The organism is Flaviramulus aquimarinus (genome assembly GCF_039543205.1).
GTDB classification, from domain to species: Bacteria; Bacteroidota; Bacteroidia; order Flavobacteriales; family Flavobacteriaceae; genus Flaviramulus_B; species Flaviramulus_B aquimarinus.
This window is the reverse complement of record NZ_BAABJH010000007.1, coordinates 138,754-162,131: the sequence shown is the minus strand read 5'-3', so window position 1 is coordinate 162,131 and position 23,378 is coordinate 138,754. Positions and strand designations below refer to the sequence as shown.

The following is a 23,378-nucleotide window of genomic DNA, read 5'->3' as shown; positions in this document are numbered from 1 at the left end:
CTGTTTTTCATTAACAACCATAAATAGTCACTTGATATGAAACACATACAAATTCTATTTTTATGCCTTCCATTTTTTATTTTTTCGCAAGAAGAAGATTTACTGAATGAAATCGATACAGAATCCAACGAAATACAATATGTAACGGCTGCATTTAAAGGCCTAAAAATTGTAAATTTTGAATCCACTAAGCTTGTAGCCGACAAAGAATTCACACTTATAGTATCACACAGGTTCGGAAGTTTAAAAAATGGTATTGACACCTTTTTTGGTTTAGACGAAGCTGTAACAAGGTTAAACTTTGTTTACGGAGTTTCAGAAGGGATCAATATTGGTATTTCTCGAAGTTCATTTTTAAAGGTTTTTGATATCTCTGCTAAATACAGATTATTAAGACAGGAAGAAAACGGTTTTCCGTTTACCATTGTTGGGTACAATTCCGTACTAATAAATACTGCCCTGGAAAAAGATAATTTACCGCTTCTGGAGTTTAAACATCGTTTAGGCTATACCATGCAATTTCTTATATCTAGAAAAATAAATACCGATTTTTCTATAGCATTAGCTCCCACTTTTTTTCATGACAATTTGGTTGCTTTTAATCAACAAAACAACTCTCAGTTTGCTATAGGTCTAGGTGGACGTTACAAACTTACTAACCGCTGGTCTATAAATGCCGATTATGGATTGCATTTAAATAGAGCTAGTAATTCGCCTTTTAAAAACCCTTTATCCATAGGCTTAGATTTAGAAACTGGTGGCCATGTATTCCAAATGCATTTTACCAATGCTCAAGCTATGAATACCAACGGGTTTTTAGGTCAGGCTACTGGGGATTGGTCTGACGGAAATATATTTTTTGGATTTAATTTAAGTAGGACTTTTTAAATGTGCTACGGAATTAATTAAGACAATTTAATAACTAATAAAAATAAAAGCTATGAAATTTAAAAACTTAATTTGTGTTTTAGTAATATCGGTATTACTATTTAATTGTTCTAGTGATAGTAATGATGATTTAATCCCTCAAGAGGAAGAAGAAATGAATCCTAGTCCTAATGCACTAACATATGATGCAGATATTAAAAGTATTTTCAGTAATAATTGTACACAGTGTCATGGCAGCACACCTACAAATGGTGCACCAACATCCTATGTAACTTACGCACAAGTAGTAAACTCAATAAATAGTATTATTAGCCGTATTAATAATGCTTCGAATCCAATGCCACAAGGTGGTCTGATGTCTCAAGCATTAAGAGATGATATTCAACAATGGAAAGATGATGGGTTATTAGAAAACTAATTTTTAAAAACTTGGCAGATATATTGTATTTAATCTCATAGAAAACAATTATAAGTATGAAAAAGTTAGTCTATTTAATCGCCTTTATAAGCATAAATATATGCTCTCAGACAAAATACTTAACAAAAACAGGGATAGTTAATTTTGAAGCTTCGGTGCCTTCTGTTGAAGAAGTCAAAGCCACCAATAATGCTGTAACCGCCATTATAAACTCAGACAATGGCGAGTTTGCAGCATTAGTATTGGTTAAAGGGTTCCGATTTAAAAATGCTTTAATGGAAGAACATTTTAACGAAAACTATGCTGAGTCGGACACGTATCCAAAAGCGACTTTTAAAGGTAAAATAAAAGACTTTTATGTTGATAAAATAGATTCAACAACCCTATTTGAAACTGATGGCGTATTGAGTTTTCATGGAAAAACAAAGCAACTAAAAGGTGTTGTTTTAAATATTACCAAAGAAGAAGATACCATTTTAATCTCTGGCAACTTTAAAGTAAGTGTTTCGGATTTTAATATTAAAATTCCTAAGATAGTCCAGGATAAAATCTCCAAAAGTGTAGAAGTTTCATTTGACTTTAACTTAAAAAAGAAATAATAAGAAAGCCGCTTAAAAGCGGCTTTCTTATTATCAAATATTTCAAAAATACTATTTACTCAAATACATTTTTCGTCTAGAATACAAATCGTAGAAGTCATCATCTTTTAAGCTATCAATAAATAAAATACTCTCTCCTGTACTCTTCATTTCAGGGCCTAACCTTTTATCTACATTAGGAAATTTATTAAAAGAGAACACAGGTTGCTTAATCGCATAACCATCTAATTTTGGGTTAAAGTCAAAGTCTGTTACTTTCTTCTCTCCTAGCATCACTTTAGTGGCGTAATTAACATAAGGTTCTTTGTATGCCTTTGCAATAAAAGGTACTGTTCTAGAAGCTCTTGGATTGGCTTCTATAATGTACACTGTATCATCTTTTATGGCAAATTGAATATTAATCAAACCAACTGTATTTAATGCCCTAGCGATAGTATGTGTGTGATCTATAATTTGTTGCATAACCAAATCTCCTAAATTAAAGGCTGGTAAGGTTGCATTAGAATCTCCTGAGTGTACACCACAAGGCTCAATATGTTCCATGATACCAATAATATAAACGTTACCATCTGCATCACAAATCGCATCAGCTTCAGCTTCAATAGCACCATCTAAATAATGATCTAGCAAGAGTTTATTATTTGGCATTCTTCTTAATAAATCAACAACGTGCTCTATTAAGTCTTCCTTATTAATTACAATCTTCATTCCTTGTCCTCCTAAAACATAAGATGGCCTAACCAAAATCGGGAAATCTAATTTATCAGCCAAAACTAAAGCTTCATCAGCATTTTCTGCAATCCCAAACTCTGGATAAGGAATATTGTTTTCCTTTAATAAGCTAGAAAAACTTCCTCTATCTTCGGCTAAATCTAGAGATTCAAAACTAGTTCCGATAATTTTAATACCGTACTTGGTTAGTTTTTCTGCAAGTTTTAATGCCGTTTGACCACCCAACTGAACAATAACACCTTCCGGTTTTTCATGACGAATGATATCATAAATATGTTCCCAAAATACTGGTTCAAAATACAACTTGTCTGCTGTATCAAAATCGGTAGAAACTGTTTCAGGATTGCAGTTAATCATAATGGTTTCATAACCGCATTCAGCAGCAGCTAAAACCCCGTGGACACAGCAGTAATCAAACTCAATACCTTGACCTATTCTATTTGGTCCTGAACCAAGAACAACGATTTTCTTTTTATCACTAACAACACTTTCATTATGTGTATATATTTCACCTGAAGCCGTTTCAACTACATTTTCGAAAGTTGAGTAGTAATATGGTGTTTTTGCTGTAAATTCAGCTGCACAAGTATCAACTAACTTAAATACACGCTGAATATTAAACGCTTCTCTTTTATTATATACTTGACTTTCTAAACAGCCCAACATGTGAGCAATCTGGCGGTCACCATATCCTTTTTGTTTTGCTTCGAGTAATAAATCTTTATCTAAAGTCTCAATGGTATAAGTTGATATTTCTTTTTCTAATTGAAACAATTCTTCATATTGCTTTAAATACCACATATCTATTTTTGTGATATCATAAATCTGACTTAAAGGAATCCCCATAGCAATCGCATCATAAATAACAAATACACGATCCCAAGAGGCATGGGTCAATTTATCAATAATTTGATTGTAATCTTTATACCCTTTGCCATCGGCTCCTAGTCCATTACGCTTTATCTCCAACGACTGTGTTGCTTTATGTAAGGCTTCTTGGAAAGAACGACCTATTCCCATAACCTCACCAACGGCTTTCATTTGTAAGCCTAAAGTTCTATCAGAGCCTTCAAATTTATCAAAATTCCAACGTGGAATTTTTACGATAACATAATCTAATGTTGGCTCAAATAAAGCTGATGTAGATTTTGTAATTTGATTATCTAATTCATCCAACGTATAACCAATAGCAAGTTTTGTTGCAATTTTAGCAATTGGATACCCCGTAGCTTTACTTGCTAATGCAGATGAACGCGATACTCTAGGGTTTATTTCAATGGCAATTATATCTTCTCTTTCATCTGGACTTACTGCAAATTGCACGTTACAACCGCCTTCAAAATCACCGATACTTCGCATCATTTTAATAGCCATATCTCGCATCCTTTGATATGTTCTATCGCTCAATGTCATAGCTGGAGCAACAGTAATGGAATCTCCTGTATGAATCCCCATCGGGTCCATGTTTTCTATAGAACAAATAATAACGACGTTATCATTTTTGTCGCGTAACAACTCTAGTTCATACTCTTTCCAACCCATCATGGCTTTATCGATCATAACCTCGTGAATAGGAGAAATTTCTAATCCGCGACGCAATAATTTATCAAAATCGGCTTCTTCATAAACAATTGCTGCACCAGCGCCTCCTAAAGTAAAAGAAGAACGAATACATAATGGAAAACCAAACTCCTGAGCAATTTCTTTTCCTTTTAAGAATGAAGTTGCTGTAGCTTGTGGTGCCATATCAACACCTATTTTCCCCATTAATTCTCTAAACTGCTCCCTATCTTCCGTAATATTAATAGCGTTGATATCGACTCCTATTAATTCTACATTAAAATCTTTCCAAATACCCTTTTCATCAGCCTCAATACATAAATTAAGAGCAGTTTGTCCTCCCATAGTTGGCAATACAGCATCAATTTGAGGGTGCTCTTTTAAAATTTTAATAATAGACTTTGTGTTTAGAGGTAACAAATACACATGATCTGCCATTGAAGGATCTGTCATGATAGTTGCCGGATTAGAATTGATTAAGATAGTTTCAATTCCATCTTCTGTAAGCGATCTTAAAGATTGAGATCCTGAATAATCAAATTCACATGCTTGCCCAATGACAATAGGACCCGAGCCAATAATTAGTATCGATTTAAGTTTTGGATTTTTTGGCATTTTTTATTGGTTATATGGTGTATTTCAATTTTTTACAAAAATAGCAATCAGTAGATATAAAAAAAGGCGTTACCATTAAGTAACACCTTTAAATTATCAACAATTGTTAATCATTATTTTTTATGTCTAGTTTCAGATGACACAGATATTTTTTTTCTTCCTTTAGCTCTTCTACGTGCTAATACCTTTCTACCGTTAGCAGAAGCCATTCTTTCTCTGAAACCGTGCTTGTTTCTTCTCTTTCTTTTAGAAGGCTGAAATGTTCTTTTACTCATTATCTTGTATCTTTAACTGAATTGTATTTTTAAAACTATGGCTTTCCTCAAAACCGAGGGCAAATATACAAACCCTTTATAACTTTGACAAAAGTAATTTAAAAAAAATTGAATTATTTTTATACTATAAAAAATCTCACGCCAGACCTTTATTTATTTGGGTTAGCAGATGGTTTTTGTTAAATATCTATAGATAGATTTTAATAAAATTTTAGTTTCTTTGCAGTCATAAAACAATAAAGTTGTTTAAATTTTAACATAAGCAACACTTTTATAGGATTCGAAATCAAATATCATGTACAATAAAATCATAAAACTTATCATTGCTGCCGGTATCATCGTTTTTGCTGTTTATCAATTTATTGAAGGCTATATTGGCAATGGCATTATGTTTATCCTTTTATCGCTCATCTTTATATTCCTTTATTTTAAAAATGAATTTATTTTACTCGCATTCTTAAAGCTACGTAAACAAGATTTTGAGGGAGCAAAAAAATGGTTAAACAAAATTAAAAACCCAGAAGCTGCATTGGTAACTAAGCAACAAGGTTATTACAATTATCTGCACGGTATTATGGTATCTCAAGATAATATGAATGAAGCTGAAAAATATTTCAAAAAAGCCATTTCTTTAGGCTTGTCTATGGATCATGATTTGGCTATGGCAAAATTAAACTTAGCGGGTATTGCTTTTTCTAAACGCAGAAAACAAGAAGCTCAAAAGCTACTTACTGAAGCTACTAAACTAGATAAACAGGGCATGCTTACCGATCAAATTAAAATGATGAAACAAAATATGAAACAAGCCGTTGGTCCAAATCAACATTATGGTTCTGGAGGTTCTGTTAGATCTCAAAAACGTCGTGGTAAATAGTTTCTATTTTTTTTCTAACAAGACTTAATCATAATATCCTTTTTCAGGGATATCAATTAAATAAGACTTTCTGCTCTTATTATTCAAATGAGGTTCTCTTAACCAAGGGTTATGTAATTTTAAAATTTTGTAATTAATCCCGAAGTTTTGTGCAAACTTTGAAAAGTCTGTTACCACAGTATCCACTTCAACTTTATAAGTTGGTATATTATTATATAGATCTTTATCCCTAAAATTGAAGCCATATTTAGTAGGGTTCGATAAAATTTCTTTTAAAGCCACTATTCTAAACAAATAACGTCCGGTTTCCTCTCCTAACAATAAATCATAATAACCTGTTACACCTTGTTCTTTTAAACGTCTCGACACCCCTGCATTACCAGCGTTATAAGCTGCTGCCGCTAGAGTCCAAGACCCTAATTTAGATTTGGAATTTAAAAGATATTTGCAAGCCACTTCTGTTGCTTTTTCAAGGTTATAACGTTCATCTACATTTTTATTTACCTCTAAACCATTTTCTCGACCTGTTGTAGGCATAATTTGCCAAACACCTCGAGCTCCTGCTGGAGAAACTGCGTTTGTAAGTCCACTTTCAATAACTGCTAAGTATTTAAAATCATCTGGCACCTCATACTTTGCCAAAATAGGTTCTATAATTGGAAAATATTTTTTAGCGCGCTTAAACATTAACAACCCGTTTGATTGCCAATAGGTATTTACTAACAACTCACGGTCCATACGCTCTAAAATATCTGGATTTTTAAGTGGTAAGGGCTCACCGGCAAAATCTAAATTATCAGGAACTTGAAGCGCATAAACATTATAATCATTTATAAGCTTTGTTTCAAAATTTTCATCAGTTGGAGCGTCTTGTAGGGCATAAATAAATAACGCGCATAAACTTAATAATCCTACAAACGCCAATAATTTCTGTATGGTCTTCATCACTAATTAAGTTTGGTTTAAAGTTAAATAAAATAATTGAAATGAATGGATTAGTCCTCCAAAATAATACGAGGTAAATTGGTATTAAACCATTTATATTTATTAAGAATCATAATATGTGAGCCATTTTTTATAATCATACAATTTGATATGTTTTTAATTGGAAACACGGGGTCATTATCGCCATGAATATGAACAATATCTGGGGTATAGGTTTCTTGGTTCCAACAAACCATTTGCTCTATTGCCCAACTCAAATATTTACTATCATTAACTGATAAATATTTTTTATACAAGTCTAAACGTTTAGTTGCATTATTACCAAAAGCATATTTAGCAAATACATCTATATTGCTTGCTAATTGCGTTGGCAACAGTTTATATGCTTTGGTCGTTTTTGCTAAAAGCATACGTTTTGGCAATTCATGCATCGACTTTACACTAGATACTATAATAAGCTTTCTGAGCTTAATATGCTTGCCTATTTCTTGTGCTAATACGCCTCCAAAAGACACACCTAGCAATGCGATATTATCGTGCTTTATTTTTTTTGATATACGTAATGCATAATCACTAATAGGCTCATTATCGACAGGCATTATCCATTCTAAAAAATGAACTTCAAATTGATCATCAGGCAACTTAATATGCTCAAAAATTTTGGGGCTAGCTGCCATTCCTGGCATAAAATAGACTTGTATTAGCTCTTGAACCATAAGGTATTAACCTTTAATTTGCTTTATTTTAATGATTTTTTTTTGTACTTTTGCACAAAGTTAGAGAAATAGTGCTCACTATTTTAGATTCCTAAGAAATAAAACAAAAAATTACCATGGTTGAAGCTGCAGAATTGATTGACAATGATTTTTTACGTCAATTTGAAATTAAAATTGATAATAATTTAGCAAAAATTGAATACTCATTGCAAGAACGAAAGATTTTTTTAACCAAACTAATTATCCCCGAAAGCATTAAAAATGAAGGTTTTAAAAAAGAATTTTTAGCTTTAGTTTTCGAGCAAATAGGCGAAAGAAACTTAAGTGTCGTTCCTACCAGCCCTGAAATTGCAAAATTTGTGAGAAGTAATAGAAAATACAAGCGTATGCTTCCTGTTGGGGTAAGGATATAAGACGTTAGTAGAAAAATATAAGACCTGAAGTTAATCGCTTCAGGTTTTTTTTATACTACCAATTCATTTGCAAATTCAAATCTTACCAAGCCATCATCATCAATTTTAGTAAGCTCTACTTGATGCAACGTATTTACTAATTGAGGGTTCCATGGCGTTTTAACTTTTACATAGTTCTCCGTAAACCCTTGAATAAAACCTTCTTTATTTTCACTTTCAAATAAAACGGTTCTTGTTGTCCCAATCTGACTTTCATAAAACGCACGTCGTTTTTTTACCGATAAACCACGTAACATTTTACTGCGTTTACGTCTTATATTATTGGGTACTACTCCATCCATTTCAGCAGCTTCAGTATTATCGCGCTCTGAATACGTAAAGACGTGTAAATATGAAATATTTAATTCGTTTAGGAAATTATACGTTTCTAAAAAATGCGTATCTGTTTCACCTGGAAACCCAACAATAACATCAACACCAATACATGCATTTGGCATGACTTCCTTTATTTTAGAAACTCTATCTACATACAATTCACGCATATAACGACGTTTCATTTTTTTAAGAATCTCATTGTTTCCCGATTGTAATGGTATATGAAAATGAGGAACAAACGCTCTTGATTTTGAAACTAAATCAATCGTTTCATTTTTTAAAAGGTTAGGCTCAATAGATGAAATACGCAATCGCTCAATGCCCTTAACTTTATCTAATTCGGCAACTAAATCTAAAAAGGTATGCTTGTGCTTTTTATTACCAAACTCTCCTTTACCATAATCCCCTATATTTACGCCCGTTAATACAATTTCTTTAATGTTTTGTTTTGAAATGTCTTGTGCATTTTCTAGAACATTTTCCATTGTATCACTTCGTGAAATACCTCTTGCTAAAGGAATCGTACAATAGGTGCATTTATAATCACAACCATCTTGTACTTTTAAAAAGGCTCGGGTTCTATCACCTATGGAATAACTTCCAACGTAAAAATCAACCTCTTCAATTTCACAAGAATGTACTTCTCCTAAATCGTTTTTAGAAAGGTCATTTATATAATCTGTAATCTTAAATTTTTCAGTAGCGCCTAGCACTAAATCCACACCATTAACATCAGCTAATTCTTGTGGTTTCAATTGGGCATAACATCCAATGGCAACCAAAAAGGCATCAGGATTTGCTTTTTGAGCCTGTTTTACAATGGTTTTAAAACGTTTATCTGCATTCTCTGTAACCGAGCAGGTATTTATTACGTAGATATCTGCTTTTTCAGAAAAATCAACTCTATCAAAACCTTCACTATTAAAATTCCTGGCAATGGTAGAGGTTTCCGAAAAATTCAGCTTACAACCTAAAGTATAAAATGCAACTTTTTTATTCATTATGTTTTACCCTCCTGTTCCAGTATCTATTAGAATTGTTTTGGAGTCATTTAATATTTATCTTTACTCTTTAAAAGACCGCAAATTTACAACTAATAAATTATATGATAAAACATGTTTCATCACAAATAATAAACTACTTATCAATTAGTTGTATTGCCTTATTATTTTTTTCCTGCGGGAACAATTCCAACTCCAATAAAGACCATTTAGTTTTTAGATATAATGAATACGCTAATGTGAATACTTTAGACCCTGCGTTTTCAAGAACTTTGCAAGACAATTCCGTTTGCAATCAATTATTCAATGGTTTAGTGCAATTGGATAGCCATCTAAATATTTTACCTTGTATAGCCAAAAACTGGGTAGTTTCTGATAATGGATTAAAATACTCGTTTTCATTACGTAACGATGTCTATTTTCATAAGCATATTTTATTTGGAAAGGACTCTACAAGAGCAGTAAATGCTAAGGATTTCGAATATAGTCTCAACCGCTTAAGAGACAAAAAAATTGTAGCGCCTGGGAGTTGGGTTTTAAACAAAGTTGATTATTTTGAAGCCATTAACGATAGCCTCTTTGAGATTACTTTAAAACAACCATTTCCAGCTTTTATAGGTTTATTAACCATGAAATATTGCTCAGTTGTACCCAAAGAAATTGTAGAACATTATGGTACGGAATTCCGTTCTCAACCCATCGGAACTGGACCTTTTAAATTCAAACGTTGGGAAGAAAACATTAAACTTGTTTTTAGAAAAAACCACCACTACTTTGAGAAAGACGAACTTGGGCAATCGCTACCTTACCTAGAAGCTGTAGCTGTTACTTTTTTACCTGATAAACAAAGTGAATTTTTGCAGTTTGCTCAAGGCAATATCGATTATATTTCTGGTTTAGATGCATCTTATAAAGATGAACTCTTAACAGCTGACGGAAGGCTTCGCGATAAATATACCAAGACTGTGAATATGATTAGAGGGCCTTATTTAAACACGGAATACTTAGGATTCTATTTGGACTCTGAAACCCCAGAAATACAATCTGAATTAATACGAAAAGCTATAAATTATGGCTTTGACAGAAAAAAAATGATGATTTATTTACGAAATGGTATTGGCAATCCTGCAAATGGCGGATTTATTCCTATTGGGCTTCCAGGTTATAATAAATCCATTGGTTTTACTTATCAGCCTGAAAAGGCCAAACAATTAGTCAAACAGTTTAAAAAAGAAAGTGGTAAAACAAATCCTGAAATTAGTTTAGTCACCACCAGTAACTATTTGAGTTTTTGTGAATTCATTCAACGTGAATTAGAAAAAACTGGATTGACTATTAATGTGGATGTAATGCCTGAAGCAACGTTAAGATCTGCGAGATCCAACGGAAAAGTAGATATGTTTAGAAGTTCTTGGGTTGCTGATTATCTGGATGCCGAAAACTATTTATCTATATTTTACAGCAAGAATTTTGCGCCTAAGGGCTCTAACTATTTTCACTATAAGAATGCTCAGTTTGATAGTTTATACAATAAAGCATTTAGCATTACAAATATTGAAGAGCGTAAACATTTATATACAAGCATGGATTCCTTAGCTATGGAAAAAGCACTTATGGTGCCTTTATTTTATGATGAAGTGGTACGCTTTACTAAAAAAGATGTAAAAGGTTTGGGTATTAACCCTATTAATCTTTTGGATTTAAGACGGGTAAAGAAGCATTAATTTCACGCTCGTTATTAAGCCCCTCAATAATAAAATATACAGATAGGCCATAAAGCAACATAATTAAAACATCTTGAAAAGGCAATTCCATTTTAAATGTTTTTATTGCCATAATACCTTCACTAAAAATAAACATCATAACTCCATAAAATATATACAAATAGCTCTTTTTGTTAAAAACACCTTTTCTTAAAAAAGCAAATTGAAACATTAATAAGGATAGGAAGAAACTAATCAAAGCTGGGACAAAAAAATCCTTAAGATTCTCAAAAACCTGACTTACAAGAAATACGGTATATACAAACATAACCAATGAAAAGGGAATTAATCTAGAAACGTTAAAATCTGTTTTATGAGAAAACCTTAAACCAAAACAAACTTTACCAAGAGAAAAGAAAATGATGCTTAAGCCTAAACAAGTTACATTTTTATGACTTATAATAAACAAATCACCAAGAAAAAAACATATTAGTCCCAATTCTACACTACCATATGTTCTTCCGTTATTATGCATTCTATAATACACAAACAAAAGTATCAGTACAAAGGGTTTTGAAAAAAACCTATACAAAGAAATAGAAGCATATAACTTTACTAAAATATCTATTAAAAGAATTAATAAAAATAATACAACAAACCTTTTAGGGTTTCTAAAAACATTTAATATCATATAGGTTGCCTATCAGTAGAGCATAATATATTAAACAAAAATAGTCTTAATCTATTAAATGCATATTTTTTAGATAAAATACATGTTTTTTTAACATAAAACACATAATTGACTAAATTAGTAGTGTTTTTTACCTAAACTTGAATTAAAAAATTAAACGGATTATAAAGCATTATATTTTTAAAAAATAATAAATATCGTCATCACCTTTTCCACCTATTCGTTTAGATACAAAATAACCAGAAGTGTTATCTGGATTCATGATTAAAGAGAAATCATCTTGTTTGCTATTAAAAGGTTTGGGTAGTTTTTCAGCTTTTTCAAAAACTCCAGACACATTCATATGGCTTTTGTAAATATCGAAGCCGCCAAAACCACTAGGTCTATTTGAAGCAAAATATAGAATGTTATCTGCACTCATAAATGGAAACATTTCTCTACTGTACGAGTTTACTTTGCTTCCTAGGTTTTTTGGTTCACCATATTTGTTTTCTCCCAAAACATCCACCTTAAAAATATCTGAACCTCCTTTAGTTGTTTCTTTTCCTCCTCTAATATTAGCAGTAAAATAGAGTGTTTTTCCATCATGGCTTAACGTAGGGTGTGCATAGGAATATCTCGGTTTACAAAAAGGCAATACTTTAAAGTTAGTCCAGCCTAAACTTGCTTTAAATTCACCAACTTTAATATGAAAGTTAGTGTCTTTAAAATCGCCTTTAGGCCTATTTTTTCTTGTGTATTGAGTTGTTATATATATAAATTTTCCATCTGGTGATATTGTAGCACTAGTAATTCCGGCAATTTCCTTTTTTCCAGCGATTTGGATGGGGCTGATATTTATGATATTTCCATCATCAGACAAATCACCTTCAAAAACAGTTAATACAGGATTGCCCTCATACCGCTTTACTTTACCTCTACTATCAATAAAATATGAAGTGAAAATGATTTTATCATTCCCAAAAGGCATCAAACCAAAATGCGTGTTTTCGGTATTTACTTTTAAATTTTTAACGTTATAATCTTCTGCTTGAGAAAAACTCAACAGTCCACTTAAAAAGATGATATAACAGAATTTTTTTAACATAAAGTGTTGTACTTTAAACAAATATACAAATCTTTAGTTAGTATAAATTTGGCTAAAGCTTAATACAAAACTTAAATACTGAAAATTTAAATGGTATACGAACTACTACTCTCTTCTGTATTTTTTAGTTTCTTCAAATACATGTTCTAAAATAGCTTGGTCTTGTTCTGAGAACGCAACACTTCGTCTTGACATCACTACTTTAGCTACTTCAAAAGCTTTTTTTGTCAAGTAAGTTGTGAAACCGCTATTGCCTCCCCAGCTAAAGCTAGGCACAAAATTTCTTGGAAATCCACTACCAAAAATATTGGCACTTACGCCTACAACAGTACCTGTATTAAACATAACATTTATACCACATTTACTATGGTCTCCCATCATAAGACCGCAAAACTGTAATCCTGTTTTAGCAAAACCTTCGGTTTGGTAATCCCATAAACGGACTTCGGCATAATTGTTTTTTAAATTCGAATTGTTTGTGTCTGCTCCTAAATTACACCATTCGCCTAACACGGAATTTCCTAAAAAGCCATCGTGTCCTTTGTTTGAGTAGGCAAAAAGAACAGAATTATTAACTTCTCCACCAACCTTGCTATAAGGGCCAACAGTTGTAGGTCCATAAATTTTTGCTCCCATTTTTATTGTAGCATTTTCACATAATGCTAAGGGGCCGCGCACAATTGAGCCTTCCATAATCTCGGCATGTTTACCTATATATATAGGGCCACTGCTCGCGTTAAGCGTTGTAAATTCAAGCTTAGCACCTTCTTCTATAAAAATATTCTCGGCAGCTATAAAGTTATTACTTTCAGGGATAGGCTGCGATGTTCTATTCTTGGTTATTAAGTTAAAATCCTCATGAATAGCCTCTCCATTTTTAGAAAAAATATCCCAAGTGTTTTCAATTTTAATAATGGATTCATTAAACTCAATAGCTTCATAGGCATCAAAATCAATGTTATCTTGTGCTTCCATAGTAAAAAAAGCAATCACATCTTCATCTTTAAAAATAGCTTGGTTTGCTTTTAAACCCTTTATTTTTTCCAACAATTCTAAATTGGGCAGATAAGATGCATTAATCATAATATTTTCATCCATTTCTACCATCGGATATTTATCAGATAGATAATCTTCGGTAATCGTAGTTGTCGTAGTCTCTAAAAAAGACTCCCATTTCTCCCTAATGGTCAAAATTCCAACACGTATATCCGCAACTGGTCTAGTAAATGTAAAGGGCAATAAATTATTACGCGAAGGACCATCAAATAGAATATAATTCATAAAAAGTTAAAATAATTAAAAGTTAAAAGTTAAAAGTTTTATACTCTTATCTTAAAACTGAAGGTTGAAAATAGATTCTTGTAAAAATAAAAAAGCCTTTCTATAGTAGAAAGACTTTTTATAAATATATTTTTAAGCAGAAGTTTATTTTTTAAACTTAGCATATTTCGTTTTGAACTTATCAATACGTCCGGCTGTATCAACTAATTTAGATTTACCAGTGTAATATGGATGAGATGTTCTAGAAATTTCCATTTTAACTAACGGATATTCAACACCATCAACCTCAAGGGTTTCGTTAGTATCTGCAGTAGATTTTGTTAAAAACACATCATCGTTAGACATATCTTTAAATGCTACTAATCTATAATTTTCTGGGTGTATACCTTTTCTCATCACTAAATACTTTAATTCTTTTCAATTTTGGAAGTGCAAATTTAAGTATTTTTTATAAAATCACAATACTTTTTATTGTTTTTTATTTTGTTTCCTTTTTCCATGGTAATGACAATTATAATGGAAACCTCAAGACAATATTATAATATATTCTTTTTCAATAAAAATGTAACGTTTCCCTATCTTTGGTTACTAACTAACAACTAACAAATTAATTAAAATATTATGGAAAAATCTTTAAAATCTATTGCAACAAATTATGGCTTGTATTTAGGCGCATTATTAGCTTTAATAACTGTTCTTGCTTATGCTGTTAACTTAGAATTACTGACTAATATGTGGATGGGCATATTTATCATGATAGCTATAATTGTTTTAGGTATTATTTCTGTAGCAAAAATAAAACAGGTACAAAACGGTTTTGCTTCTTTTAAACAAGCTTTTACAGCATACTTTATAACTGTTCTTATAGGACTATTGATTAGTACTTTTGTTTCATATTTACTATTTAATTTTATTGATCCTGAAGCTTCTGAAATTTTAAAAGAAAAAACTATAGAAAAAACAGTTGAAATGATGGAAGGCTTTAACTCCTCTTCTGATGTTATTGCTGAAACTGTTGAACAAATTGAATCTCAAAACCAATATTCTTTAGGAAACATTGCAAAAGGATTAGCTGGTTACCTTGTCTTTTTTAGTGTAATTGGATTGATTGTAGCCGCAGCAATGAAAAAAAGTAATCCAGACGCCGAATAAATTCAGTATTTTTGAATATTATTTTTCAAACAATTCTGAATGAACATATCTGTAGTTATACCACTACTTAACGAACAAGAGTCTTTACAAGAATTACATGATTGGATTGCAAAAGTGATGCTTTCCAATCATTTAACATATGAAATTATTTTTATTGATGATGGTAGTACTGATAATTCTTGGCAGATTATCTCTAAATTATCTTCAAAAAATAAAAGCGTAAAAGGCATTCGGTTTTTAAAAAACTTTGGCAAATCCCAAGCTTTACATGCCGGTTTTGAAAAAGCTCTAGGCAATGTGGTGATTACCATGGATGCTGATCTACAAGATAATCCAGATGAAATTCCAGAACTTTATAACATGATTATAAATGATGGGTTCGATTTGGTTTCTGGCTGGAAAAAGAAACGATACGACTCGGTTATTTCAAAAAACTTACCTTCAAAATTATTCAATTGGGCCGCAAGAAAAACATCGGGTGTTAAGTTAAATGATTTTAATTGTGGCTTAAAAGCCTATAAACTTGAAGTCGTAAAACATATTGATGTTAATGGCGAAATGCATCGTTACATACCCGTACTTTCTAAAAATGCAGGGTTTACAAAAATTGGTGAAAAGGTCGTAAAACATCAAGCACGAAAATATGGCGTTACTAAATTTGGAATGAACCGTTTTATACATGGTTTTCTTGACTTAATAACTATTTGGTTTTTATCGCGTTTTGGTAAACGTCCCATGCATTTATTTGGAGCATTAGGGTTTATTATGTTTGCCATTGGGTTTGCATTTGCTCTATATTTAGGTATTGACAAATTATTTTTAAACACAGGTGGTCGACTTATTACCCAACGTCCTCAATTCTATATTTCGCTAGCTACCATGATTATTGGAACTCAGTTTTTTGTAGCTGGCTTTTTAGGCGAAATCGTTTTACGTAACAAAACCGACAAAAAACGTTATTTAATTAAAGATGAATTGAATTTAAGTTAGAATACATCAAAAATGGTTTCATTTTTTTCAAAAGGGCAACTTTTTAAAAGGTATTCTTTCACAATTTATTACTTTTGCAATCTACTATTATACAACTTATGATACACATTGAACCAAAAATTTTAAACAGAATAAATGCATGGCTAACACCTGCTTTTGATGAAAATACACAAGCATCTATTAAAGATAGTATCGCTAACAACCCAAAAGAAATTCAGGAAAGCTTTTATAAGGATTTAGAATTTGGCACAGGTGGTATGCGAGGTATAATGGGCATAGGAACAAATCGTATAAACAAATACACTTTAGGAAAAAGCACCCAAGGCTTAAGTGATTATTTATACCAATCATTTCCTAACGAAACACTAAAAGCTGTTATTGCTTATGATTGTAGACATAACAGTAAAACCTTAGCTAAAGTAGTAGCTGATGTATTTTCTGCAAACGGTATTGAGGTTTATTTGTTTGAAGATTTAAGAGCAACTCCAGAATTATCATTTGCTGTAAAACATTTAAACTGTCATTGTGGTATTGTTTTAACGGCATCACATAATCCACCAGAATATAATGGTTATAAAGTATATTGGCAAGATGGCGGACAATTGGTCCCACCACATGATAGTGGTGTTATTAATTTGATTAATGATTTAGATTATGCTAATATTAAATTTGAAGCCAACAATGATCTTATTCATTATATAGGAAAAGATGTTGATGATGTGTTTATTAATGCTTCCGTTGAAAATGGTTCTGTTGGTGCAACACAAAGCGCTAAAGATGATTTAACTATAGTTTTTACATCACTTCACGGCACTTCAATTACTGCAGTTCCTGAAACCTTAAAACGCGCAGGGTATAAAAATGTACATATTGTAAAAGAACAAGAAGTCCCTGATGGCGATTTTCCAACGGTAAAATCACCAAACCCGGAAGAACCAGCTGCTTTAAAAATGGCTTTAGAATTAGCTGAAAAAGTAAATGCAGATATTGTTATTGGTACCGACCCCGATTGTGACAGATTAGGTGTTGCCGTTCGTAATTCCAAAAATGAATTACAACTACTTAACGGAAACCAAACCATGCTGATGATGACCGATTTCCTGTTAAAACAATGGAAGTCTGAAGGCAAAATACAAGGTAAAGAGTTTATTGCATCAACTATCGTATCAACCCCTATGTTAACCAAACTAGCAAAAGCATATGGTGTAGAAAGCAAAATAGTATTAACAGGTTTTAAATGGATTGCTAAACTTATCCATGATTTCCCTGAACTGGACTTTATTGGTGGTGGCGAAGAAAGTTTCGGCTTTATGGTAGGTGAGTTTGTTCGTGATAAAGACGCTGTAACTTCTACCCTTTTAGCTTGTGAAATCGCAGCTATAACAAAATCAAATGGTAGTTCGTTCTACAATGAACTTGTTCAGTTATATGCAGAACATGGTTGTTACAAAGAAAAATTAGTGTCCTTAACAAAAAAGGGGATTGAAGGTGCTGAAGAAATCAAACAAATGATGACTGATGCCCGCAAAAACCCAATTAAAGTTGCTAATGGCTCTAACGTCATTAAAATTGAAGATTACGAATCTTCAATAGCAAAAAATATGATTACAGGAGAGGAAAGCGAAATTGAAGTACCAAAATCAAACGTATTAATTTATTATACAGAAGATGGCAGTCAAGTCGCTTTAAGGCCCAGTGGAACCGAACCAAAAATCAAATTCTATGTCAGTGTAAATACAGCATTACAAGCAACAGAAGATTATGATGATGTAGAAGCTAAACTTGACGCTAAGGTTGATGCTATTTTAAGAGATATGAATCTTATTTAATGGATTATATCAAAAAGATATTAAAATTTGCACTACCATATAAAAGGTATGCCATTTTAAATATTATAGCAAATATTTTTTATGCACTTTTTGGCACATTGGCTATGGTATCGCTCATGCCAATGATTAATATTTTATTTAATGAAACCTCACAGACTTCTAACAAACCTGAGTTTATAACTTTTTCTGATTATTTCAGTAAAGACAAGGTTATTGATTACTTCAACTTTTTTGTAACAAATAAATTAGAAGTTGAAGGACCAAGTGCCACATTAACCTTTATGGTTGTTATAATTATTACCTTATTTCTGCTTAAAAACTTATTCAATTATCTAGGGCTGTATTATATTACCTATTTAAGAAATGGAATTTTAAAAGATTTAAGAAATGAGATTTATGAAAAAACACTAAGACTACCTATTTCTTTTTTTTCTGAAAAGCGTAAAGGCGATATCATAGCTAGAATTTCTGGAGATGTAAACGAAGTACAAACATCATTTTTATCAATACTGGAATTGATAGTTAAAGAACCACTAACTATTATATTTGCAATAATTGCCATGTTTTTAACTAGTGTAAAGCTCACTATTTTTGTCTTTCTTTTTATTCCGATTTCTGGATTCATTATTTCTGCTATTGGTAAAAGACTCAAAAAACATTCTGAAAACGTACAAAAAGAACAAGGTTTATTTTTATCAACCTTAGAAGAAACACTAGGTTCTTTAAAAGTCATTAAAAGTTTTAATGCTGAAAACAAATTTATTTCAAAATTTAACGAATCTACTAAGCGCTTTTTTCTGTTTTCTAATCAACTAGTTCATCGACAAAATTTAGCATCACCCACAAGTGAATTTCTTGGCATTGTTACCATTGCCATTTTGTTATGGTATGGCGGTAGTATGGTTTTAATAGATAAAACATTATCAGGAGGTGCATTTATTGGTTTTATGGCACTCGCATATCAAATATTAACACCAGCAAAAGCTATTAGCAAAGCTACATATAGTGTTAAACGTGGTAATGCAGCAGCAGAGCGCGTTCTTGAAATTTTAGAAACTAAAAGCCCTCTTGAAGACAAGCCCAATGCCATAAAGAAATTAGATTTCGAATCTAAAATAGCATTTAATAATGTGTCCTTTAAGTATGAAAATGAATTTGTTTTAAAGAACTTTAGTATTAACATCCCAAAAGGCAAAAGTGTGGCATTAGTTGGGCAATCTGGTAGCGGAAAATCTACAATAGCCAATTTAGTAACTCGCTTTTATGATGTTAACAAAGGAAGCATTACAATAGATGGAAAAGACATTAAAAGTATCACAAAACACTCCCTTAGAAGCTTAATGGGATTGGTTACTCAAGATTCTATTTTATTTAATGATACGGTTAAGAACAATATACGTATTGGGAACAATAATGCTACAGATGAAGATATTATAGAAGCCCTAAAAGTGGCCAATGCTTGGGAATTTGTAAAAGATTTACCAAAAGGCATAAACACCAATATTGGTGATTCCGGCAATAAACTTTCTGGTGGACAAAAACAACGTTTAAGCATCGCACGAGCCGTTCTTAAAAGCCCACCTATTATGGTTTTAGACGAAGCAACCTCTGCCCTAGATACAGAAAGCGAACGGCTAGTACAAGTCGCTTTGGAGAATATGATGAAAAATAGAACATCTATTGTTATTGCACATAGATTATCTACCATACAAAGTGCAGATGAAATTGTTGTACTTAGTAAAGGAGAAATAGCCGAACAAGGAAAACATAACGAGCTTATCGCTAAAAACGGGATTTATAAAAAGCTTGTAGATATGCAAAGTTTTGAATAACAACAATAAGAACTTATTTAATTAGTTCTTATTATAAATATAAAAAAGGATAGAGATTTGGGCTTCTATCCTTTTTTTTGTTTTTGTTAGACTTGGGGACGACTAACAACATAAGTAGGTTTCTGATACAAACATATATTATAAAAACATACTACGCAAGAAAAAATGCATTTAATCGTATTTTAAATACACTTAATCGATAAAATGTATTTCAAATCACTAAATATCAACACATTAACATATTGCCTGAAAAACAAAAAAAAATGATTTAAACTTTTAGTATATTTAATAGTCTAATGACTAAACATTTTTTGTGACCGACGAAGCGCAACTGTTAGTACAATTAAAATCTGAAACCCATAAAGACCAAGCCTTTAAAGCGCTTTTAGCGCTTTATAAGGAACGTTTATATTGGCATATACGAAATATTGTAAAATCTCATGATGATGCCAATGATGTACTTCAAAACATGTTTATAAAAGTTTATAAGAACATTAATAATTTTAAAGGCGATAGTAAATTATTTTCCTGGATGTATCGTATAGCAACTAACGAATCCATTACATTTATAAATAAAAAAGCTAAACGATTACAAATAAGTAATGAAGAGGTTCAAAACTTAGCAATACTTAATTTAAAATCCGATGTTTACTTTGAGGGCGATACCATTCAACTTAAATTGCAAGAAGCCATTGCTACATTACCAGAAAAACAACAATTGGTTTTTAATATGAAATATTTTGAAGATCTAAAGTATAAAGATATGTCCGAAATCTTAGAAACTAGCGAAGGTGCCTTAAAAGCATCTTACCATATAGCAGTAAAGAAAATTGAAACCTATTTAACTAATAATTAAACCTTTTAAGCCTATTTTAGTCAAAGAAGCAATAGTATCATAATGAAAAAAAGCAGTTTACATAACATTAAATCTACAGGGTTTAAAACACCTGACGATTATTTTGAGTCTTTTGACGAGAAATTTTTAAGTAAATTGAATAATGAAAACCATTTAGAATCCATTAAAAAAACGGGATTTAAAGTTCCTGATAATTATTTTGAATCTTTTGATGATAAAATTCTAACAAAGGATATTTTAAATACAGAAGAATCAAAATTGATTTCGTTATTCAGCAAAAAAAACTTGGTTTATATTTCAAGTATTGCTGCTGCAATTTTATTATTATTCAACCTTTCTATTTTTGATAACAACCCTTCTTTTAGTAATTTAGATATTGAAACCGTTGAAAATTATATTATTGAGGAAAATATTAGCTCATACGAACTTGCGGCATTACTAAGTGATGAGCAAATTATAGAAAGTATTAATATTGAGCATGATTTTAACAACGATCATATTGAAGACTATTTATTAAACAATGCCGATATAGAAGCTTTAATGATAGAATAAACATATATAAAATGAAAAAACTACTTCTTATTTTCTTATTATTTACGTCATTAAACCTAATGGCGCAAAATAATAAAAGAGAACGCATAAAAGCACTAAAAGTGTCTTTAATTACTGAAAAACTAGACCTATCCGAAAAAGAAGCACAACAATTCTGGCCGGTTTACAATGCCTATGAAAAGGAAACTTCTAAAATTCGATTTGAAGATATAAGATCCATTCGTAAAGAGATAAGGACTAACATAGAGACCATGTCTGATGATAAAGCAGACAAACTTTTAAACAGGCTTAACAAAGCTGAAGATAGCATGCATAATTTACGCATGGAATTTTCAAATAAGCTCAGAAGTATTATTCCTTCTAAAAAAATTATTTTGCTCAAAATAGTAGAAGAAGATTTTAAAAAGAAAATGCTCCATGAATATAAAAAAAGAAAAAAAGAGCAAGGCAATTAGTTATTTTCTCTTTTATTCCTTAAAAGTTAGTTTAGAAATTCTACCAGCACCAGCAGCATAAGCTACCGAATCATTTAAAAAACGAATGGTGTAGAAACCTTCATCACTTATATGTTTCCATGTGCTACCAGAATCATTACTATAATCAATACCCTTAAAACCAATAGCAACAAGCTCCTTCCCTTTTCTATTTGGAATATATTGCACACAACTTCTGTAGCCTGGGCTTTGATTTCCAGCAACTAATGCCCAAGTTTTTCCACCATCTTGAGTTCGGATTTTATTAGCTGTATTATTGTTTGGTTTGGTGTAATCGCCTCCAATAGCAAAACCATGTAATTCATCATAAAAATCAATAGAATACATGCCTGTTGTTTCCTTACCTTGAACAATTGGCGTATTGTAAATCACCCATGTTTTTCCTTTATCTGGTGAATACAAAACCCTGCTAGCCTTTCCGCCTGTGGCAACCCAAGTATGGTTACCGACTATAGCAATATTGGTGTCGCTAGCTGCAAAAGCGGCTTCGCCTGCTTTGACTTTTGGTAAAACATCACAAGATAATTTAGTCCAAGTACTACCACCATCTCGCGTAATAATGATACTCATACAATCGTCTGTAGGGTCGCCAATGGCAATGCCTTCTTGCTCATTCCAAAAATCCATAGAATCATAAAAGGTATTGGGGTGATTTTCTTGATAGACTAGTTTGTTCTTTTCTAAATCTGCATCTAATCTGAATAGCATTGCTGGACTACCAATTGTTATTCCGTAACCACTATTTTTTTGTATCGCTAAAGCTCTAAAATTTAATTTTAGAGTATCATTTGACAAATCAACTTTATGAATATAAAACGATTTATTTTTTAAAGAATCTACATGATTAAAAGTAGAATTTGGCATTAAAATTCCTAATTCTCCTTTTGAAGTTAAGTAAACAGGAAAAGTGAATTCTGATTTTACTATTTCTAAAGCCCTAATATTTAAAGTGGAATCTGCTATCAAAGTTTCAATTTTTACTTTAGAAAAATTTTTATTGTTTGGTTTTTCTACTGGCTTATTTTTATTCGTGACACCAAAACTTACTATGCCTATAATTAAACCAATACCCAATACGAAATTTATTATTCTTTTCATTGTATTATCAAATTTCCATAAAAATAGAAAAGCTTCAGGAATAAACCCGAAGCTTTTAGTCAAAAGAACTATCAATCAAATCAAACCTCTTGTATTATCCTCTTAATTTTCTAACAATAAGGCTTTGGTATCTGTTATCATTTGGGCAATAGACGCCCTGTTCAAACCATTATAAATTCCTCTAATATGTTTGTTTTTATCTATTAACAAAAAGTTTTCGGTATGCAAAAAATCGTCAATCAACTTCCCATACGCATTAGCATTATTATTTTGTATGTCTTCTATAAATTCATTTTCAGTCAAAAAATAAATTACTGGAATGACACTAGGTAACGAAATAAGTTATTAACCACTTATCAAATACACATTTAAAACGTAACTTTGCAGCCTTATTTACACACG

Annotated in this window: 24 protein-coding genes; 13 read left to right on the top strand and 11 right to left on the bottom strand. The window is 31.5% G+C overall.

What is annotated here, in order from left to right:
- Positions 1–36 precede the first annotated feature (36 nt).
- From ABD941_RS14035 to ABD941_RS14025, 3 genes are read left to right on the top strand one after another with little or no spacing between them, the layout of a single operon-like run.
- The gene (locus ABD941_RS14035) at positions 37–888 is read left to right on the top strand and encodes a DUF5777 family beta-barrel protein (RefSeq protein WP_345274767.1); all 852 of its coding nucleotides are present in this window, start codon (positions 37–39) and stop codon (positions 886–888) included.
- A 52-nt stretch (positions 889–940) separates the two neighbouring features.
- The gene (locus ABD941_RS14030) at positions 941–1,306 is read left to right on the top strand and encodes a hypothetical protein (RefSeq protein ID WP_345274766.1); all 366 of its coding nucleotides are present in this window, start codon (positions 941–943) and stop codon (positions 1,304–1,306) included.
- Between the two features lie 56 nt (positions 1,307–1,362).
- Positions 1,363–1,905, top strand: a complete 543-nt coding sequence (locus ABD941_RS14025) for a YceI family protein (protein WP_345274765.1) — start codon at positions 1,363–1,365, stop codon at positions 1,903–1,905.
- A gap of 51 nt (positions 1,906–1,956) precedes the next feature.
- Here the strand turns inward: ABD941_RS14025 and carB are convergent, their stop codons facing one another.
- Together carB and rpmH are read right to left on the bottom strand one after the other, a co-directional pair.
- On the bottom strand, positions 1,957–4,812 hold the full coding sequence (gene carB / locus ABD941_RS14020) for a carbamoyl-phosphate synthase large subunit (RefSeq protein WP_345274764.1): 2,856 nt from the start codon (positions 4,810–4,812) through the stop codon (positions 1,957–1,959).
- Between the two features lie 113 nt (positions 4,813–4,925).
- Positions 4,926–5,087 (bottom strand): 50S ribosomal protein L34, encoded by a 162-nt coding sequence (rpmH, locus tag ABD941_RS14015; RefSeq protein ID WP_092133229.1) that lies wholly within the window; start codon positions 5,085–5,087, stop codon positions 4,926–4,928.
- A gap of 295 nt (positions 5,088–5,382) precedes the next feature.
- Between rpmH and ABD941_RS14010 the strand changes: the two genes are divergently transcribed.
- The gene (locus ABD941_RS14010; RefSeq protein WP_345274763.1) at positions 5,383–5,961 is read left to right on the top strand and encodes a DUF2892 domain-containing protein; all 579 of its coding nucleotides are present in this window, start codon (positions 5,383–5,385) and stop codon (positions 5,959–5,961) included.
- 24 nt (positions 5,962–5,985) lie between these two features.
- Here ABD941_RS14010 and ABD941_RS14005 read toward each other — a convergent pair whose 3' ends face one another.
- Together ABD941_RS14005 and ABD941_RS14000 are read right to left on the bottom strand one after the other, a co-directional pair.
- Positions 5,986–6,906: a lytic transglycosylase domain-containing protein gene (locus ABD941_RS14005; protein WP_345274762.1), complete on the bottom strand. Its 921-nt coding sequence runs from the start codon at positions 6,904–6,906 to the stop codon at positions 5,986–5,988.
- Between the two features lie 50 nt (positions 6,907–6,956).
- Positions 6,957–7,622: an alpha/beta hydrolase family protein gene (locus tag ABD941_RS14000; protein ID WP_345274761.1), complete on the bottom strand. Its 666-nt coding sequence runs from the start codon at positions 7,620–7,622 to the stop codon at positions 6,957–6,959.
- Positions 7,623–7,738: 116 nt separating this feature from the next.
- Between ABD941_RS14000 and ABD941_RS13995 the strand changes: the two genes are divergently transcribed.
- Positions 7,739–8,035, top strand: a complete 297-nt coding sequence (locus tag ABD941_RS13995) for an N-acetyltransferase (RefSeq protein WP_345274760.1) — start codon at positions 7,739–7,741, stop codon at positions 8,033–8,035.
- Between the two features lie 50 nt (positions 8,036–8,085).
- On the opposite strand, the gene mtaB is transcribed toward ABD941_RS13995, so the two are convergent.
- Positions 8,086–9,411 (bottom strand): tRNA (N(6)-L-threonylcarbamoyladenosine(37)-C(2))-methylthiotransferase MtaB, encoded by a 1,326-nt coding sequence (gene mtaB, locus ABD941_RS13990; protein ID WP_345274759.1) that lies wholly within the window; start codon positions 9,409–9,411, stop codon positions 8,086–8,088.
- Positions 9,412–9,515: 104 nt separating this feature from the next.
- Between mtaB and ABD941_RS13985 the strand changes: the two genes are divergently transcribed.
- The gene (locus ABD941_RS13985; protein ID WP_345274758.1) at positions 9,516–11,135 is read left to right on the top strand and encodes an ABC transporter substrate-binding protein; all 1,620 of its coding nucleotides are present in this window, start codon (positions 9,516–9,518) and stop codon (positions 11,133–11,135) included.
- On the opposite strand, the gene ABD941_RS13980 is transcribed toward ABD941_RS13985, so the two are convergent.
- The 4 genes from ABD941_RS13980 to ABD941_RS13965 form a co-directional block, all read right to left on the bottom strand.
- Positions 11,098–11,805, bottom strand: coding sequence for a lysoplasmalogenase family protein (locus ABD941_RS13980; protein WP_345274757.1), 708 nt, complete (start codon positions 11,803–11,805; stop codon positions 11,098–11,100). The genes ABD941_RS13985 and ABD941_RS13980 overlap by 38 nt on opposite strands.
- A gap of 172 nt (positions 11,806–11,977) precedes the next feature.
- Positions 11,978–12,892, bottom strand: a complete 915-nt coding sequence (locus ABD941_RS13975) for a TolB family protein (protein WP_345274756.1) — start codon at positions 12,890–12,892, stop codon at positions 11,978–11,980.
- Positions 12,893–12,997: 105 nt separating this feature from the next.
- On the bottom strand, positions 12,998–14,173 hold the full coding sequence (locus tag ABD941_RS13970) for a GlmU family protein (protein WP_345274755.1): 1,176 nt from the start codon (positions 14,171–14,173) through the stop codon (positions 12,998–13,000).
- A gap of 144 nt (positions 14,174–14,317) precedes the next feature.
- Positions 14,318–14,569, bottom strand: coding sequence for a type B 50S ribosomal protein L31 (locus tag ABD941_RS13965; RefSeq protein ID WP_135876988.1), 252 nt, complete (start codon positions 14,567–14,569; stop codon positions 14,318–14,320).
- Positions 14,570–14,794: 225 nt separating this feature from the next.
- Between ABD941_RS13965 and ABD941_RS13960 the strand changes: the two genes are divergently transcribed.
- The 7 genes from ABD941_RS13960 to ABD941_RS13930 all read left to right on the top strand — a co-directional run bounded on the left by ABD941_RS13960 (position 14,795) and on the right by ABD941_RS13930 (position 21,839).
- Complete coding sequence (locus tag ABD941_RS13960) at positions 14,795–15,325, top strand: DUF4199 domain-containing protein (RefSeq protein ID WP_345274754.1); 531 nt, start codon at positions 14,795–14,797, stop codon at positions 15,323–15,325.
- Positions 15,326–15,364: 39 nt separating this feature from the next.
- The gene (locus ABD941_RS13955; protein WP_345274753.1) at positions 15,365–16,315 is read left to right on the top strand and encodes a glycosyltransferase family 2 protein; all 951 of its coding nucleotides are present in this window, start codon (positions 15,365–15,367) and stop codon (positions 16,313–16,315) included.
- A 98-nt stretch (positions 16,316–16,413) separates the two neighbouring features.
- Positions 16,414–18,144, top strand: a complete 1,731-nt coding sequence (locus ABD941_RS13950; RefSeq protein ID WP_345274752.1) for a phospho-sugar mutase — start codon at positions 16,414–16,416, stop codon at positions 18,142–18,144.
- Positions 18,144–19,976 carry an ABC transporter ATP-binding protein gene (locus ABD941_RS13945; RefSeq protein ID WP_345274751.1) on the top strand — a complete coding sequence of 611 codons (1,833 nt, stop codon included), beginning with the start codon at positions 18,144–18,146 and terminating at the stop codon, positions 19,974–19,976. Before ABD941_RS13950 ends, ABD941_RS13945 begins: the two co-directional genes overlap by 1 nt.
- 313 nt (positions 19,977–20,289) lie before the next feature.
- On the top strand, positions 20,290–20,832 hold the full coding sequence (locus tag ABD941_RS13940) for an RNA polymerase sigma factor (protein WP_345274750.1): 543 nt from the start codon (positions 20,290–20,292) through the stop codon (positions 20,830–20,832).
- A 42-nt stretch (positions 20,833–20,874) separates the two neighbouring features.
- Positions 20,875–21,384: a hypothetical protein gene (locus ABD941_RS13935; RefSeq protein WP_345274749.1), complete on the top strand. Its 510-nt coding sequence runs from the start codon at positions 20,875–20,877 to the stop codon at positions 21,382–21,384.
- Positions 21,385–21,395: 11 nt separating this feature from the next.
- Complete coding sequence (locus tag ABD941_RS13930) at positions 21,396–21,839, top strand: sensor of ECF-type sigma factor (protein ID WP_345274748.1); 444 nt, start codon at positions 21,396–21,398, stop codon at positions 21,837–21,839.
- Positions 21,840–21,851: 12 nt separating this feature from the next.
- On the opposite strand, the gene ABD941_RS13925 is transcribed toward ABD941_RS13930, so the two are convergent.
- Both ABD941_RS13925 and ABD941_RS13920 read right to left on the bottom strand, forming a co-directional pair.
- Positions 21,852–22,976, bottom strand: coding sequence for an oxidoreductase (locus ABD941_RS13925; RefSeq protein ID WP_345274747.1), 1,125 nt, complete (start codon positions 22,974–22,976; stop codon positions 21,852–21,854).
- Positions 22,977–23,078: 102 nt separating this feature from the next.
- Positions 23,079–23,279, bottom strand: coding sequence for a hypothetical protein (locus ABD941_RS13920; protein WP_345274746.1), 201 nt, complete (start codon positions 23,277–23,279; stop codon positions 23,079–23,081).
- Between the last annotated feature and the right edge of the window lie 99 nt (positions 23,280–23,378).